At 39.0% G+C, this 15499-nt stretch carries 14 protein-coding genes and 5 tRNA genes; 6 read left to right on the top strand and 13 right to left on the bottom strand.

From position 1 onward, the window contains the following. Positions 1–3: 3 nt before the first annotated feature. The 6 genes from H153_RS0107405 to ispE form a co-directional block, all read right to left on the bottom strand. A tRNA-Cys gene (locus H153_RS0107405) sits at positions 4–78 on the bottom strand. A 4-nt stretch (positions 79–82) separates the two neighbouring features. Next, positions 83–158: transfer RNA gene (locus H153_RS0107400), tRNA-Gly, on the bottom strand. Positions 159–183: 25 nt separating this feature from the next. Beyond that, positions 184–269, bottom strand: a tRNA-Leu gene (locus tag H153_RS0107395). Positions 270–275: 6 nt separating this feature from the next. Beyond that, positions 276–351 (bottom strand) — tRNA-His (locus tag H153_RS0107390). 21 nt (positions 352–372) lie between these two features. Beyond that, positions 373–447: transfer RNA gene (locus H153_RS0107385), tRNA-Gln, on the bottom strand. 2 nt (positions 448–449) lie between these two features. Continuing rightward, positions 450–1295 carry a 4-(cytidine 5'-diphospho)-2-C-methyl-D-erythritol kinase gene (ispE, locus tag H153_RS0107380; RefSeq protein ID WP_022847498.1) on the bottom strand — a complete coding sequence of 282 codons (846 nt, stop codon included), beginning with the start codon at positions 1293–1295 and terminating at the stop codon, positions 450–452. Between the two features lie 36 nt (positions 1296–1331). On the opposite strand from ispE, the gene H153_RS0107375 reads away from it, so the two are divergent. The 6 genes from H153_RS0107375 (at position 1332) to rapZ (ending at position 7833) form a co-directional block, all read left to right on the top strand. Next, positions 1332–2090, top strand: coding sequence for a glycosyltransferase family 2 protein (locus H153_RS0107375; protein WP_022847497.1), 759 nt, complete (start codon positions 1332–1334; stop codon positions 2088–2090). Between the two features lie 113 nt (positions 2091–2203). Then, positions 2204–4561 (top strand): primosomal protein N', encoded by a 2358-nt coding sequence (gene priA, locus H153_RS0107365; protein ID WP_022847495.1) that lies wholly within the window; start codon positions 2204–2206, stop codon positions 4559–4561. 60 nt (positions 4562–4621) lie between these two features. After that, positions 4622–5299, top strand: a complete 678-nt coding sequence (locus H153_RS0107360) for an ATP-binding protein (RefSeq protein WP_022847494.1) — start codon at positions 4622–4624, stop codon at positions 5297–5299. Beyond that, positions 5274–6164: an NAD(+)/NADH kinase gene (locus H153_RS0107355; protein WP_022847493.1), complete on the top strand. Its 891-nt coding sequence runs from the start codon at positions 5274–5276 to the stop codon at positions 6162–6164. Before H153_RS0107360 ends, H153_RS0107355 begins: the two co-directional genes overlap by 26 nt. A 2-nt stretch (positions 6165–6166) precedes the next feature. Continuing rightward, positions 6167–6946 (top strand): ATP/GTP-binding protein, encoded by a 780-nt coding sequence (locus tag H153_RS0107350; RefSeq protein WP_022847492.1) that lies wholly within the window; start codon positions 6167–6169, stop codon positions 6944–6946. Then, positions 6943–7833 carry an RNase adapter RapZ gene (gene rapZ / locus H153_RS0107345; protein ID WP_022847491.1) on the top strand — a complete coding sequence of 297 codons (891 nt, stop codon included), beginning with the start codon at positions 6943–6945 and terminating at the stop codon, positions 7831–7833. Before H153_RS0107350 ends, rapZ begins: the two co-directional genes overlap by 4 nt. Here the strand turns inward: rapZ and dxs are convergent. The 7 genes from dxs to H153_RS0107310 form a co-directional block, all read right to left on the bottom strand. Next, positions 7823–9688 carry a 1-deoxy-D-xylulose-5-phosphate synthase gene (gene dxs, locus H153_RS0107340; protein WP_022847490.1) on the bottom strand — a complete coding sequence of 622 codons (1866 nt, stop codon included), beginning with the start codon at positions 9686–9688 and terminating at the stop codon, positions 7823–7825. The genes rapZ and dxs overlap by 11 nt on opposite strands. A 45-nt stretch (positions 9689–9733) precedes the next feature. Beyond that, positions 9734–10618: a polyprenyl synthetase family protein gene (locus H153_RS0107335; RefSeq protein WP_022847489.1), complete on the bottom strand. Its 885-nt coding sequence runs from the start codon at positions 10616–10618 to the stop codon at positions 9734–9736. Further along, positions 10608–11204, bottom strand: coding sequence for a glycerol-3-phosphate 1-O-acyltransferase PlsY (gene plsY / locus H153_RS0107330; protein ID WP_022847488.1), 597 nt, complete (start codon positions 11202–11204; stop codon positions 10608–10610). Before plsY ends, H153_RS0107335 begins: the two co-directional genes overlap by 11 nt. Further along, a complete protein-coding gene (gene pgsA / locus H153_RS0107325; protein WP_027720084.1) occupies positions 11197–11715 on the bottom strand; it encodes a CDP-diacylglycerol--glycerol-3-phosphate 3-phosphatidyltransferase in 519 nt (172 codons plus the stop codon). The genes plsY and pgsA overlap by 8 nt, the downstream gene beginning before the upstream one ends. A gap of 2 nt (positions 11716–11717) precedes the next feature. Next, entirely contained in the window at positions 11718–12815 is a 1098-nt protein-coding gene (gene dnaN / locus H153_RS0107320) for a DNA polymerase III subunit beta (RefSeq protein WP_022847486.1), read from the bottom strand. A gap of 262 nt (positions 12816–13077) precedes the next feature. Then, on the bottom strand, positions 13078–14433 hold the full coding sequence (gene dnaA, locus H153_RS0107315; RefSeq protein WP_022847485.1) for a chromosomal replication initiator protein DnaA: 1356 nt from the start codon (positions 14431–14433) through the stop codon (positions 13078–13080). After that, the gene (locus tag H153_RS0107310; RefSeq protein WP_022847484.1) at positions 14430–15485 is read right to left on the bottom strand and encodes a glycosyltransferase family 4 protein; all 1056 of its coding nucleotides are present in this window, start codon (positions 15483–15485) and stop codon (positions 14430–14432) included. Before H153_RS0107310 ends, dnaA begins: the two co-directional genes overlap by 4 nt. Between the last annotated feature and the right edge of the window lie 14 nt (positions 15486–15499).

The following is a 15499-nucleotide window of genomic DNA, read 5'->3' as shown; positions in this document are numbered from 1 at the left end:
TTGTGGAGGCGGCGGGCGGATTTGAACCGCCGAATAAGGGATTTGCAGTCCCCTGCCTTGCCACTTGGCTACGCCGCCAATATGGAGCGGGCGACGGGACTTGAACCCGCGACCCCAACCTTGGCAAGGTTGTGCTCTACCAACTGAGCTACGCCCGCGCTAAGGGTTATTATACTAAATCTATGGTGCGGGAGGAGGGAGTCGAACCCTCACGCCACAAGGACACTGGATCCTAAGTCCAGCGCGTCTGCCAGTTCCGCCACTCCCGCATTAAGTGGGGTGGGAGACGGGACTTGAACCCGCGACCGCCGGGGCCACAACCCGGCGCTCCACCAGCTGAGCTACTCCCACCACTATGCGGGAATAAAAAAATGGCTGGGGCGGCAGGATTCGAACCTGCGAATGGCGGATCCAAAGTCCGCTGCCTTACCGCTTGGCTACGCCCCAACTCAAATTGCAGAACAAAATTTAACCCACCAGCCCTTTCTTTGCAAGGGGGTAATGTCTATTTTTTTATTTTTATCTATGATAGCAAAAAGGCTTGAACCACTTCCACTCATTAAAACCTTTGAACCTACAACCTCTTCAACTAACTTTTTAGCTTCCATAACTTCTTTTATACAGGGTGCAGCAGAAGACTCAAGGTCATTCCACATATTCTCTCTTAGAGTGTTAAAATCACCTTTCATAAGAGGAATAAGTATCAACCTCTCAGCATCCTCTATTCCCATTTCTCTCTTTATTGGTGGAAGATGTTTATAAACTTCCGCCGTTGAACAGAAGATATTTGGATAAACAAGAAGAATATTAAATTTCTGTTTGCCGTAGAATATAAGCTTTTCCCCTCTACCGTAACCTACCGCAAGTCCTCCCTTAAGAAAAAAGGCAACATCAGAACCTATCTCTGCAGCCATGCCCATCAATTTATCTTCATCAACAGGATAGTTATATAGCATATTTAAACCCTTTAAAACAAGAGCAGCATTGGAGCTTCCACCTCCAAGTCCAGCCCCAATGGGTATGTGTTTTTCAAGGGTTATACTAACCTTCGGTTTTATACCTGTATGCTTTGAAAATACTTCACAAGCCTTGATTATCAAATTGTCATTTCCTGCCGGAACAACAGTCGACCCTGCAACATTCAATTCAAGTTGTCCTGACTGCTGAATGGAAATGTAATCAAAAACGTTAATGGTATGAAAAACAGTCAGAATATCATGATAACCGTCATCCCTTTTCCCGTTAACCCAAAGGGATAAATTTATCTTTGCCGGAGATGGTAATATTATCTTCATAGCAGAAGTATTATAACACTTCAAAGGATTTAAATTATGACAACACTGTCTGTATCAATGATTGTCAAAAACGGTGAAAAATACCTGAGCGATGTCTTAAGAAGTGTAGAAGACCTGGCTGATGAAATAATCGTGGTAGATTCAGGTTCGACAGACAAAACAGTTGAGATAGCAAAAAGCTACGGTGCTAAAGTTGTTTTCAGAAAATTCGATAACTTCATAAACCAGAAAAACTATGCTCTATCACTCTGTACAAAGGATTGGGTCCTCTTTCTTGACGATGATGAAGTTGTTGACGAAAAACTAAAAAGAGAGATTGAACTTGTAAAGAAACAAAATTCAGAGTACAAAGGTTTTTATATAAACAGACTCACAAATTACCTTGGAAAATGGATAAAACACGCATGGTACCCTGACTGGCAGCTGAGACTTGCAAGGAGAGACTCTTGCAGATGGGAAGGTGATGAGGTTCATGAAACGTTAAAAGTTAACGGAAAAACGGGTTATCTTAAGGGAAACCTCCTCCACTACTCATATCCAGATATAGAAACGCACCTTAAAAAGCTCAACCTATACACAACACTTTACGCTAAAGGTACTCACAAAAGAGGCAAAAGATTTTCAAAAACAAAACTTATAACCTCGTCCATTGGAGCATTCATCAGAAGATACTTCATAAAGAAAGGATTCCTGGACGGATTTGAAGGATTCGTTGTGTCGGTTATGAGTTCTTATTATACTTTTTTAAAATATTTAAAACTGTGGGAAATTGAGAAGAGGAGCGAAAAGAGATGATACCATTTATATTTAAATGGACAGTTGTCGCACTTACAATATTTGCAACTTTTATTCTTATACTTATGGCGGTAGGAACCACAATAAGAGCTATTAGAGAGAGGAAAAAGTAATTGTTTGCCGAAGTGGCTTTAAACATACCTCTTGATAAAACGTTTATATATAAAGTGCCTGAAACGGTATCTTCAAAACCGGAAGTAGGTAAGCGCGTAATAGTTCCCTTTGGTAAAAGTGACTTTTTAAAAACAGGAATAATCGTTTCTCTAAAAGAAACGAGTAGCGAGATAGAAGAAACCTACATAAAGGAAATATTTGATATACCGGACGATTTTGTCCTATTTACAGAAAAAAACATAAAACTTGCAGAGGAAATTGCCAGAAGGTACGCTTCGGCTATTGGCGAAGTTCTATTTTTCTTTCTCCCTTCAGGATTCATCATTGAAGAAACAAGTTACGTCTATCTTAAAAGAAACGAACATGTTAAGGGAAAAACCGAACAGCAGATAATAAAATACCTTAAAAGTAAGAAAGGAAGAGTAAAACTCATCACACTTGTAAGAGCTATTAAGGGGAAATCAACCTATTCCACCGTCAAAAATCTTATAAGAAAGGGAATCATAGGAAAGGAAGAGGATATAACGTACACCCTTCTCCCAACTCAAAAAGTTGCAGTTCTAAAAGAAATCAAACCGGTAAAAGGAAAAAAAGAGTTAGAAGCCATTGAAATCTTAAAAAAGATAAAAGAAATACCAATAAAAGACTTAAATAAAAGAGGGATCTCCTACAACACGATAAAGAGACTCACCAATAAAGGCATTATAGAAATTGAAGAGAGAGAACACCTGATAGACATTAAAAAACAGGTACTTACAGACAATAGAAAAATAATTCTGACAGCCGATCAGAAAAGAGCACTTAACGCAATACTGAATGGAAAAAATGAAACATTCCTCCTTTATGGAGTAACCGGCTCTGGAAAGATGGAAGTTTATCTCCACGCTGCACTTGAAACAGTCAAGAAGGGAAAAAGCGTTCTCATACTGGTTCCAGAACTTTTACTAACACCTGAATTAAGAGCAAGGGTGGAAAGTTACTTTGGCGAAAATATTGTTGTTTTTCATAGTAAACTCAGTAAAAAAGAGTTAGTCTCTCAGTGGTTAAAAGCTGTCAAAGGAAAGAGCAAGGTTTTCATAGGCACAAGAATGTCTCTTATGCTTCCCATAAAAGACTTAGGATTAATAATCGTAGATGAAGAACAAGACACATCCTACAAAGAGCAGCAGAAGCCTCTCTACCATGCAAGGGAAATGGCCGTTAAAAGGGGAAGTATAGAAAAGTGTCCTGTAATACTTGTATCGGCAACACCATCAGTTGAAAGCTACTACAGAGCATCTATTGAAAAATATAGAGCCTTAGAACTTAAAAAAAGAGTATCAAATATACCGCTTCCATACATAAAGGTGGTGAATCTGAAAGAGGAAAAAAGGGTTGGCATATTTTCTGAATCACTAATTTCAGCCATAAAAAACACGGTGAAAAAAGGTGAACAGGTACTCCTCTTCATCAACAGGAGAGGTTTCTTCTCATCAGGGTTTTGCCCAAAGTGCGGTTTTGTGGCAGAGTGTGACGACTGCGCTGTTCCTCTCGTCTATCACAAAAACATGAACAGGCTTATATGTCATATATGCGGTAAAAAGTATAAACCTCTCTTCAGGTGCCCCGAATGCGGAACAAAACTTGAATTTAAAGGCTACGGAACAGAAAGGGTTGAAGAAGAAGTTAAAGTTCTCTTTCCCGATTTCAGAATCGTAAGGCTTGACCAGGACACTGTAAAAAACCCAACAAAAGGCGCCAAACTGATAGCAGATATAAAAAACGGAAACTACGACATAATTGTAGGGACACAAATAGCAAGTAAGGGACACAATTTTCCAAAACTTACCCTTGTTGCTGTTCTAATGGCAGACACGGGATACCTTCTTCCGGACTTTCGTTCGGCAGAAAGAACATTTCAAACAATCGTACATACAACAGGTAGAGCAGGAAGATTTAAACCTGGCGCTGCTATTATTCAAGCCTTTGACCCTGAAAATCCCGCAGTCAAATATGCAGCAGAGTACAAGTTTGATCTGTTCTACAAAGAAGAAATAGAGGCAAGAAAAATTTTTAATTATCCACCTTTTTCATACCCTGTGCTTTTAGAATTCCAGATAGAAAAGACCTCTAAGTTTGGCAAAATTGAAGAGAAATTCAATATTCTGAAAGAAAAGATAAAACCTTACTTTAATGTGCCACCACTCAACCCGGCTCCCATACCAAAAGTGTCTGGAAGATACAGATTTATAACCTTTATGAGGGCAGCAACTGAGGAAAACCTTTTAAAAGGTATAGAGATACTTAAGAGAGAAATGCCCGTACTTTTCAGGGGCGTAAGGTATAGAATTGATGTTGACCCTGTTTATCTTCTCTGACTTGAAGTTTTTACAAACAGCAATTACTTTATCAGTATAAACAGTACCACTGGAGAAAAAATGGCCTGTAAAGAGTGTTCCGGAACAGGATGGATTATTATAAAAAGCAACGGCAGAAGGGAAGCGGTAAGGTGCAGGTGCCAGTTTGACATATTAAAAAAAGAGTTTTCCAGGAATTCAGGCATTCCAAGCAGATATAAGAAGTGTAAATTTTCCAACTTTAAACCTGAAACGATATACCAGAAGAGAGCTTTAAGGCTCTGTAAAGAATTCTTTAAACTCTATCCATTTGTTGATAAAGGGCTCGTACTTTACGGACCACCCGGTGTTGGGAAAACACACCTTGCAGTTGCTCTTCTTAAAAACATCTTAATCTACAAGGGATTAAGAGGAAAGTTCGTCGATTTCAGAAACCTTCTAATAGACATTAAAACAACATTTGACACAAAAGAATCGTCTCAGGAACTGCTCCACAGAGTAATGGAAGCTCCTCTCCTCATACTTGATGATGTTGGTGCAGAAAGAACAACAGACTGGGCAAAGGATATCCTATCTACAATCATAAACTACAGATACACAAAAAATCTACCTACAATAATAACGACCAACCTCAGTTTCAACTCACCGCTTGATGACAGCTTCTCTTCCCGTTTTGACAAAAGAACAGAATCAAGAATCTATGAAATGTGTAAATTAGTAAGGGTGGAAGGAAATGACTACAGAAAAGAGGAAAGCTAAATATAGAAACATTGGCATTATTTCAAACCCAACTAAAAGAGATGCAGCAGAGGGCGTCAAAAAGATAATATCGCTCCTTTTGGAAAAGGGAGCGGTTGTCTGGACAGAAGAGGAAACAGCATCGTTGTTACCACAAGAGATGGTAAAAAAAGTAAAAGTCGTTGATAGAGTGTGCCTCCCAGACAAAATTGAAGTAATGATAGTTCTTGGAGGTGATGGAACCTTTTTAAACGTCGCAAGGCTTATAGACAAAAAACCCGTTCCCATCTTAGGCGTAAACTTTGGAACTTTAGGATTTTTAACAGAATTAACTATGGACGAAATAGAAAAAAGCATAGAAAAACTTTTAAACGGAAAGTTTATAGTCGAAAACAGACCTGTAATAAGAGTGAAATTAACAAGAAGAAACGGCCACATAGCCATCTACAGATGCGTTAATGAAGTGGTAATAAAGAGAGATACATTAGCACGAATAATAGAGGTTGAACTAAAAGCAAATGGAAAGTTTGTCAGTACTTTCAGAGGTGACGGCCTTATAGTTGCAACGCCAACAGGTTCTACAGCCTACTCACTATCAGCCGGCGGACCCATAATATTTCCTACGTTAAGCGCCATGCTTATAACACCTATATGCCCCCACACGCTCACCATGAGACCACTCGTAATAGACGGAAACATTGTATTAACTGCGCAGCTAAAAACGACAAGTGAAACGGTAATGGTGATTTTTGATGGTCAGGAAGGAATAGAACTGAGAAAAGGGGATAGATTGGACATAGCAAAATCACCCTACGACCTTCTCATACTGAGAGATCCCGACAAATCGTACTATCAAACCTTAAGAGAAAAGCTCCACTGGGGGTAGAAATGAAAAAGGTGTTTATATTGTTCTTTTTGATCTTTACCTGTTCATCTTCCGCAGCAACGTTAAAAACGCCGGAGAGTGCCCAGATTTATCATGGAAAAATATACGTTTCAAACATAGGCAACCTTCCTCCATCTGCAAAAGATGGAGATGGATTCATAGCAGTTTTAAATCTTAACGGAAATTTCAATAAAATTCTCACAAAGGAATTAAACGCTCCAAAAGGAATAACATTTGCAAAAGGAAAACTGTTTGTAACAGACATAGACAGAGTTTTAGAAATAGACCCTCACAGCGGAAAAGTAGAAAAAATAATTCCGATCAAAGGTTCTCAATTTTTAAATGACATAACAACAAACGGTAAAGAACTGTTTATCTCTGACACACAGACAAATACCATCTACAAAATTCCTCTATCAACCTTTGAACCGGAAGTTTTTATCAAATCTCCACTTCTTGAAGGACCAAATGGACTGATATTTAAAGGAAACACGCTACTGTGTGTAACATGGAATACAGGAAAGGTATTGGTAATAAAAAACGGCAAGATAGAAACTCTCTGTAAGGTCAACGGAAACCTTGACGGAATAGTCGTAACAGATAAAGGAAACGTTCTCTTTTCAGACTTCAAAAACGGCATTATCTATAAATTAGAAAACAACAAAGCCATACCTGTTTTTAAAGGCTTAATCACACCAGCGGACATAGGATACAAAAATGGTATACTAACCGTACCTCAATTTTATACTAATAGTGTTAAAATTTTAAAGGTTAAAAGATGAAAGAAGCAAAAAAGATAATTATAATAACCGGACTCTCAGGAGGCGGAAAATCTACCGCCGCTAAATACCTTGAAGATCTTGAGTTCTATTGTATAGACAATATTCCACCAGACCTCATCCCAAACCTTTTCCACCTTATAAGCGAAAATCCTGAAATTCACAGAGCCGCTCTCGTTCTTGATATAAGAAATCCAAAATTCAGAGAACTTGCAGGTGGCATGCTCAGAAGATTAAAGAAAGAGTTTCCTGAAGTTGAAGTCTGGTTCTTTAAAGCTGACGAAAAAACACTTATAAAACGGTTCAGTGAAACAAGAAGGCCACATCCACTTCAAAGATATGAATCTGAAAAAAGTCTTCAAAAACTTATAGAAGAAGAAATTGAATACCTGAAACCTGTAGAAGAAGAGGCGACAAAAATTATAGATACATCCCATATGACGCCTCACGAACTCAAACAGCTTATAAAAGACCTCATAGCCGGTGGAAAGGGAACGTTCAAGATAACGTTTCTATCCTTTGGCTTTAAGTACGGCATACCACAGGAAGCAGACAACGTTTTTGACGTAAGATTTCTTCCAAATCCCCACTTTGTCCCTGAACTTAGGGCAAAAACGGGAATGGATAGAGAGGTAAAAGAGTTTATTCTTAAATTTCCTGAAACACTATCTTTCATAGAAAAACTGAAGGATCTTATCTCCTTCACAATTCCACACTACTACAAAGAAGGAAAAAGTTATCTAACTTTTGCCGTTGGATGCACTGGCGGACAGCACCGTTCAGTGGCAATTGCCGAAATTCTTGCGGAAGCAGCCGCAAAAGAGTTTCCCGACTTTGATATATTTGTGGAACACAGGGAACAGAAAGAAAGAAAAAAAGTTAAGCAGTAACCTCCCTTCCCCTTAAAATCTTCATTATCCTTTCTGCTATCTCTTTTCCTGTTAATCCCAACTTTTCCCTCAACAGCATCTGGTCACCATGTTCTATAAACATGTCAGGAACCCCAATGTTATAAACTTTCCCGTCATACCAGCTACTTAAAAACTCATCAACAGCACCGCCAAGACCACCCTTAACTGTGTTCTCTTCAACTGTTATGATAAGACTGTGCTTCTTTGCTATATCGGTTAAAAGAACCTCATCAATCGGCTTTATAAATCTTGCATTGACAACCGTAACGCTTAAACCTTTCTTCTCAAGTTCTTTTGCCGCTTCAAGGGCCTGATTTACCTCCCATCCCGCAGCAATAACAGCAAGGTCCTTTCCTTCCTTTAAAATTTCCCAGCTTCCTATCGGAATATCTTTAAAACCGCTTTCTATATCGACACCCGTTGCAGCTCCTCGAGGATACCTTATGGCAAATGGAAGTTTTGACTTAACAGCGGTGTATAAGAGATTTCTCAACTCATTTTCATCTTTTGGTGCAGAAACAATAACGTTTGGCACTATTCGAAGGTAGGAAAGGTCAAAAACACCGTGATGCGTTGCACCATCTTCGCCCACAATACCGCCTCTATCAATTGCAAAAATAACGGGAAGTTCCTGAAGTGCAACATCGTGGATAATCTGGTCGTAAGCCCTCTGAAGGAACGTTGAATATATGGCAACCACAGGTCTTAGCCCCTTCTTTGCAAGTCCGGCTCCAAATGTAACGGCGTGCTGTTCGGCAATACCTACATCAAAGTACCTGTCTGGAAACCTTTCCTGAAACTTATCAAGTCCCGTTCCCGAAGGCATGGCAGCCGTTATTGCAACAATTCTCTCATCTTTACTGGCAAGCTCTATAAGAGCGTCCGAAAAGACTGAAGTCCACTTTGGAATGGGCTTTTCAACAGAAACGGATATCTTTTTCTTTGGAACACCGTGAAACTTGTCCGGTCTTTTCTCTGCCGGTTCATATCCTTTGCCTTTTTTAGTTAAAACGTGAACGAGCGTAGGTCCTTTCATTTTCGAAACATTTTCAAGAACGGGAATAAGCGTCTCCAGATTGTGACCATCAACAGGACCTATGTATCTAAAACCAAGTTCTTCAAAAAGCATACCTGGAGGAAACAATCCCTTAACTATTAAGTCTTCAAAACGCTTCATTCGCTTGTATATACGTTCACCAAAAATCTTTTTAACAACCTTTTCAAAATGTCCCTTCGTCTTTCTGAGCCACTCATCGGTAGTGACTCTAATAAGGTAGTTTGCCATGGCACCGATGTTTGGCGATATAGACATCCTGTTGTCGTTAAGGATAACAATTAAATCCTCCTTCAGCTGGCCGGCGTTGTTTAGACCTTCATAAGCCTCACCTGCCGTTAAGGCACCGTCACCAATTACGGCAATAACCTTTCCCTTTTCGCCTTTAAGCCTCTTTGCAACTTTTATTCCAAGAGCTGCTGATATGGAAATACTGCTATGACCCGCACCAAAGGCATCATAGGGACTCTCTTTTATTGACGGGAAGCCTGAAATACCTTTATACTGTCTGAGCGTTGGAAATCTATCTTTTCTGTCTGTAAGGATCTTGTAAGAGTAGGCTTGATGTCCGACATCCCATACTATCTCATCTTCAGGCGGCGAAAAAACCTTTAAAAGTGCTATTGTAAGTTCAACAACACCCAAAGAAGATGCAAGATGTCCTCCTGTTTTGGTTACAACATCTATTATGTACTTTCTCAGTTCTTCTGAAAGCTGTTTTAACTCATTTATGGAAAGTTTTTTTAAATCTTCAGGACCGTTCACTCTATCCAAAATCAATAAACTACCTCCCCTCTAAACAGTACCCATAACTATTATAAGAAATCAATACTCCCGCTCCACTATGAAACGGGCTATCCGTTCAAGAGGTTCTCTCTTTTCCTCATCAAAAATCCCAAGCAGGCTAACTGCTTTATTTACAGCCTCTTCAGCCTTTTTCTTTGCTCCTTCCACGCCGTAGAAGGTAACAAACGTAACCTTTCCCTTTTCAACATCAGAACCTACATTCTTTCCTATCTTTGACTGGTCACCAATAACATCAAGAACATCGTCTATTATCTGAAAGGCATAACCAATAAGCTGCCCATAGTTTCTCAAAACCTCTATCTCATCTTCACTGCCACCACCGACAATACCACCTGAAACAACAGAAGCGGTTATCAAGGCACCTGTCTTGTGTCTGTGAATAAATTCAAGCTCTTCAAGTGATACATCCTTTCTCCCTTCTGCTTCCATATCACACTGCTGTCCCAACACCATACCAAGCATGCCGGCAGCCTTTCCAATTTCAGAGATAACCTTTAACTTTAATTCCGAATTAAGAGAACAATCGGCTAAAACCTCAAAAGCCCTGTTCAAAAGAGCATCTCCTGCTAAAATTGCCGTAGCTTCATCAAACTTTTTCCAGGTTGTTGGATGTCCCCGCCTTAACGTATCGTTATCCATGGCAGGAAGGTCATCATGGACGAGAGAATAGGTGTGAATCATCTCAAGCGCCACAGCAACAGGAACAGCCTTTTCTATATCTCCTCCGACAATCTCACAACCGGCCATACAAAGTATTGGTCTTAACCTCTTTCCACCAACAGTAAGAGAATACTTTACCGCCTCGTAAAGCCTCTTACCAAACGGCGGCTCCTCAGGAAGATAATCTGTCAAAATTTCATCTATGAAAGCTTTTCTCTCTTTAAGATACATCTTAAGATCCATACTTCTTTTCCTCGCCTTTAATGAGTCTCACGATATTAGCGTAGTGTTTAGCTATTATTACAAAACCTGCAACGGCTACAAAAAAGAAATGGTCAGGACAGGGAGAAACAAGAAATTTAAAAGCCACAATGTACGTTGCAACTGCCGTTATTGAACTAAGTGAAACATACCTTGTAATGGTAAAAATGAAAATAAAAACGCACACCGCAAGAAGAGCATTTATCGGTGAAATAACCAGAAATGCACCTATACCTGTTGCGACTCCTTTTCCTCCTCTAAACCTTAAAAACGGTGAAAAGCAATGACCTAAAACGGCAAAAAGAGCTGCCATAAGCTGATAGTGAAGCGGCAGTCCGACAGATTTTACAACCAGAACGGGAATAGCACCTTTCAGTGCATCAAGTATCAGAACTAAAAGGCCAACTTTTTTTCCTAAAACTCTTGAAACATTTGTAGCACCAATATTTCCACTTCCGTACTTTCTAACGTCAACACCTTTTAGTTTCCCTATTATGTAGCCAAAAGGGATGGAACCTGAAAGAAACGAAAGAACAACTATCAAAACCTTTAACGTAGCACTATCCATTTTCTTCTCCACTTAATCTAAAAAAGTTATAGAAGTAGATTGCACCAGAGTAAATAGCAACAAAAGCTGAAACCATTAAAAGAATTTCTCCGTAACGCTTAAAACCAGAAAGGAGAAGCAGAATAGAAACCATTATAAACACGGTTTTCAACTTCCCAAAACTTCCAGCAGGAAGAACCTTTCCCTTTGAAGCCGCAATTGCCCTTAATCCCGTAACTGCTTCTTCCCTTGCAACTATCGCTGTAACGGAAAATGGATCACACAGATGCTTGTAGGTCAAAGCAATCAAAACAGACGATGTAAGAATTTTATCCGCAACAGGATCTAAAAGCTTTCCAAAGTTCGTAACGCTTGCCATGCGCCTTGCAAGATAGCCATCTAAAAAATCTGTAAGGGAGGAAATTATAAAAAGAACAAAAGAGACCATATACATTCCGTCAACAATAAAGAAAACTATAAACGGAATAAAGAGTATTCTCAAAAAGGTAAGCGTATTAGGAATGCTACTCATCTTTAAATCTTCATAGGCATTATTACACATTTTATCTGAGGCTCTTCACTGCTTTCAAGTAAAACCTGAGTCATAGGACCATCCATTGAAATGGTGATAGTATCACTATCGAAACTTCCAACAGCCTCTACCATATGTTTAACGTTGAAAGCTATTTCGAACTCCTCACCGTTGTACTCACAGGGAACTTCAACCTCAGCTTCCTCACTGGCATCTATAGAATCAAAACGCCTTGCAACAAGTTTTACTCTGTCCGGATTAAAGATCATAATAACAGGTTGAGTATCATCCCTCTCGTATATGACTGAAACCTCTTTGAGTGCCGTTAAAAATTCATCCTTATTAACCACAGCCTTAAGCGGATTGTCTTCTGGAATAACAGCCATGTAGTCTGGATACTCTCCTTCAATAACAGAGCTGAAAAGGTAAGTATCATCTATTTCAAAAAATATTTGATTACCTTCGGTTGAAATCTTAACCTCACCACTTCCCTTTAAAAGTCTCTTTAATTCCCCAAGTGTTCTCTTTGGAATGATAACACCAAATTCTGCAACAGAAGCATCCATAACATAGAGGGCCAATCTATGACCATCAGTAGCAACCGCATCTATTCTCTCACCGTTGGAATTTAGATAGACTCCCATAAGGTTGTACCTTACCTCATCTCTGCTCGCCGCATATGCGACCTTTCTGATAGCCTTATCAATTTCTTCCGAAGGCAATGAAACTTCGTTTTCACCTTTTATCTTTATCTGCGGAAACTCATCAGGCGGCAGGGTGGCAAGTGAAAATCTTGATCCCATTGTTCTTACTGTAAACATGTTTCCTTCCACTTCACACTCTACCTCTTCAACGGAAAGGCTTGAAACAAGCTTCATCAGTTTCTGAGCATTTACCGTAGTATTACCTTCTTCTATTACTTCACAGTTAACAATTGTCGCTATACCTATATCAAGATCCGTTGCGTAAAGAGAAAGTGTGTTGTCACTGGCAACAAGAAGTATGTTCGAAAGAATCGGAATGTTGCCCTTTCTGTCGGCTGCTGGCGCAACTTTTTTCACAGCCTCTTTTAATACTTCCTTATTTATTTTAATCTTCATTTTGGAGTTTCCTCCCTTTTGGACTCATCATAGTCATATAGTGCACATAATTTATGCAAAAACTGTTTAGCCCTTTATATTGTATAAAATTCCTGCAACAGTGTGTGAATAACTATGTGGATAACTATGTGGATAAGTTTTAACTTATCCACAGTTTGAATAAATTTCTGTGGATAAGTGGAACGCTTTTTAGTTTATCCACAAGTTTAGAGTTGTCCACAACAGTTATCCACAAGAGTTATCCACAGTTACTGTGGATAACTTACACCGATGTATCTATCAAGCGCGTTAGCGTACTCTCGATCTCTGTAATAATTTGATTAATTTCTGTGTCTTTTTCTCTTAGCTCTTTTATCCTGTTAAACGCGTGCATGGCAGTTGTGTGGTCACTTCTGTTAAAAGCTGATGCAATCTTTGGAAATGAATAGTTCCCAAATTTCTTACACAGGTACATGGCAACTTGCCTTGCTAATGCTATGTGTTTTTTTCTTGAGCTTCCGTCAAGTTCTTCAATGGTTACACCCATAACCTGAGATACGACTTTTTTAATCTCATCAACAGGTAGGTGTTCAGACTCGTTTGACGGTGGTTGAGCTATTCCGGGTTCTATTCTTAGTGCACTTTTCACCAATTCTTCGTCAAGAGGCTTTCCTTCGAGTTGAGCTTTAGCTTTAAGTTTCAGTAATGCCCCTTCCAGCTGTCTGATGTTTGATTTTATTCTGCTTGCTATGAGCTTGAGGACTGAATCTGAAACTTCGATTCCCTCATCTTCCGCTTTACGCCTCAGGATTGCTATTCTCGTTTCAAAGTCTGGTGGCTGTATATCAGCGATCAATCCCCATTCGAAACGGCTTCTAAGTCTTTCTGTAAGCATCGGGATTTCTCTTGGTGGTCTATCGCTTGTCAGAACAACTTGTTTTCCTGAGCCGTGAAGCGCGTTGAATGTATGGAAAAACTCAATCTGAGTCCTGTCTTTACCGCTTATGAACTGGATGTCGTCAATGAGAAGAACATCAACGGTTCTGTACTTTTCTCTGAATTCTGTCATTCTGTCGTTTCTCAGCGAATCTATGAGGTCGTTCATGAAGCTTTCCGTAGTAACGTAAACAACCGTTTTTGATGGATACATCGTTTTTATGAAGTTTCCTATTGCCTGCATAAGATGAGTTTTTCCCAGCCCCACACCTCCATATATAAAGAGCGGGTTGTAGGCTTTTCCGGGATTTTCGGCTACTGCTATCGCAGCAGCATGGGCAAACTGGTTGCTTGCACCGACTATAAAGTTTTCGAATGTGTATTTGGGATTCAAGTTGGACTCTATCTTGTTTTCTGCCTTTTTCTTTTTTGCCCTTAAATCTAATTCAAGGACTCTTGCGGTATTACCCTTTAAAACTATTGATATGTTAAGGGGCTTGCTAAAATTTTTGGCAACTACATCTTTTATGGCGGGGAGGTATCTCTTTTCTATAAGCTCTTTTGTTATGTGGTCTTTTGCCTTGATTACCAGTTTGTTGCCGGTTATAGATACAAATTCAAGATCCTTTATCCAGGCTTTGTATTCATGGCTTTTGATGGACTTTTTTAGGTCATTTAAACACTTGTCCCATATAGCCTTCACTCTATTACCTCCCCGTAGAGCTGGAAATATGCATTTACCATTTTATCAACTGTGAAGTTTTCGTTAACGAATTTGCGGGCGTTAATTATAAGGCTTTTTCTCAATTTTTCATCCCTTAAAATCCTTATAACAGCGGTAGAAAGTGCCTTAGGATTGTTTTTGGGAACCAAAAGTCCCGTTTTCCCGTTAATTACGACCTCTCTTACGCCTCCCGCGTCTGTCGCAACAACAGGAACTTCTAACATCATAGCTTGAAGAATAGTACTTCCAAGGCCTTCGTTGTTTGATGTCAGGACAAATACATCAAGTGCTTTTATATAGTTCAAAATATCTTCTTTAAATCCTAAAAATTTTATTCTGTCTGATATTTCTCTATCTTTAGCATACTTTTTGAGCTGATTTAGTAATTTTCCACTTCCTATAATCGGGAAAAATGAGTTTTTAATTTGTTTTGAAATTAGATTAGCCATGTCTATAAATAAAAACTGGTTTTTTTGTTCAGTTAAAGCACCAACATTTCCTATAAGTATATTATTTTTGAAAGATTTCTTTATTTGTGTTACTTTCTTTGTATCTATTTTATTATTGATATCCTTTTCTACACTACTATAGATTACTTCTGATTTTATTCCGGATTCTTCCAATATTTTTTGTACAGTTTTTGTTATAGATATGATTTTATCAGTGTTACGGTATTTAAATTTTGTTAAAAAATTGTTTTTAACAGGGTAATCTACCCGTCTTGTGTATATGACTTTTTTTCTATGAATTGGTTTCGAAGCTACTGATATGTTGTGTCCCTTTGCGTTGTGTGCATGTATTATATCTGCCCATTTTCCTTCTGTTCCAAGGATAAATATATCTTTTATCTGGTTGCCGGTTAAATCTACCGTTTTTATTCCCGATTTTTTACATCTTTTCCACAGTTCTTCACCTTTTACACATGCAACGGCTTGATTAACATTCTTTTTGTTTAGGCCTTTTAGTAGGTAGAAAAGCTGCTGTTCTCCACCTCTCCAGCCTTTTTCTGTATCAACGTGGATAATTTTCATTTTAGTTCCCATCT

It is taken from the genome of Desulfurobacterium sp. TC5-1 (assembly GCF_000421485.1).
Classification (GTDB): Bacteria; Aquificota; Aquificia; order Desulfurobacteriales; family Desulfurobacteriaceae; genus Desulfurobacterium_A.
The sequence above is the reverse complement of the archived record's forward strand: the minus strand, read 5'-3'. Positions and strand labels throughout refer to the sequence as shown.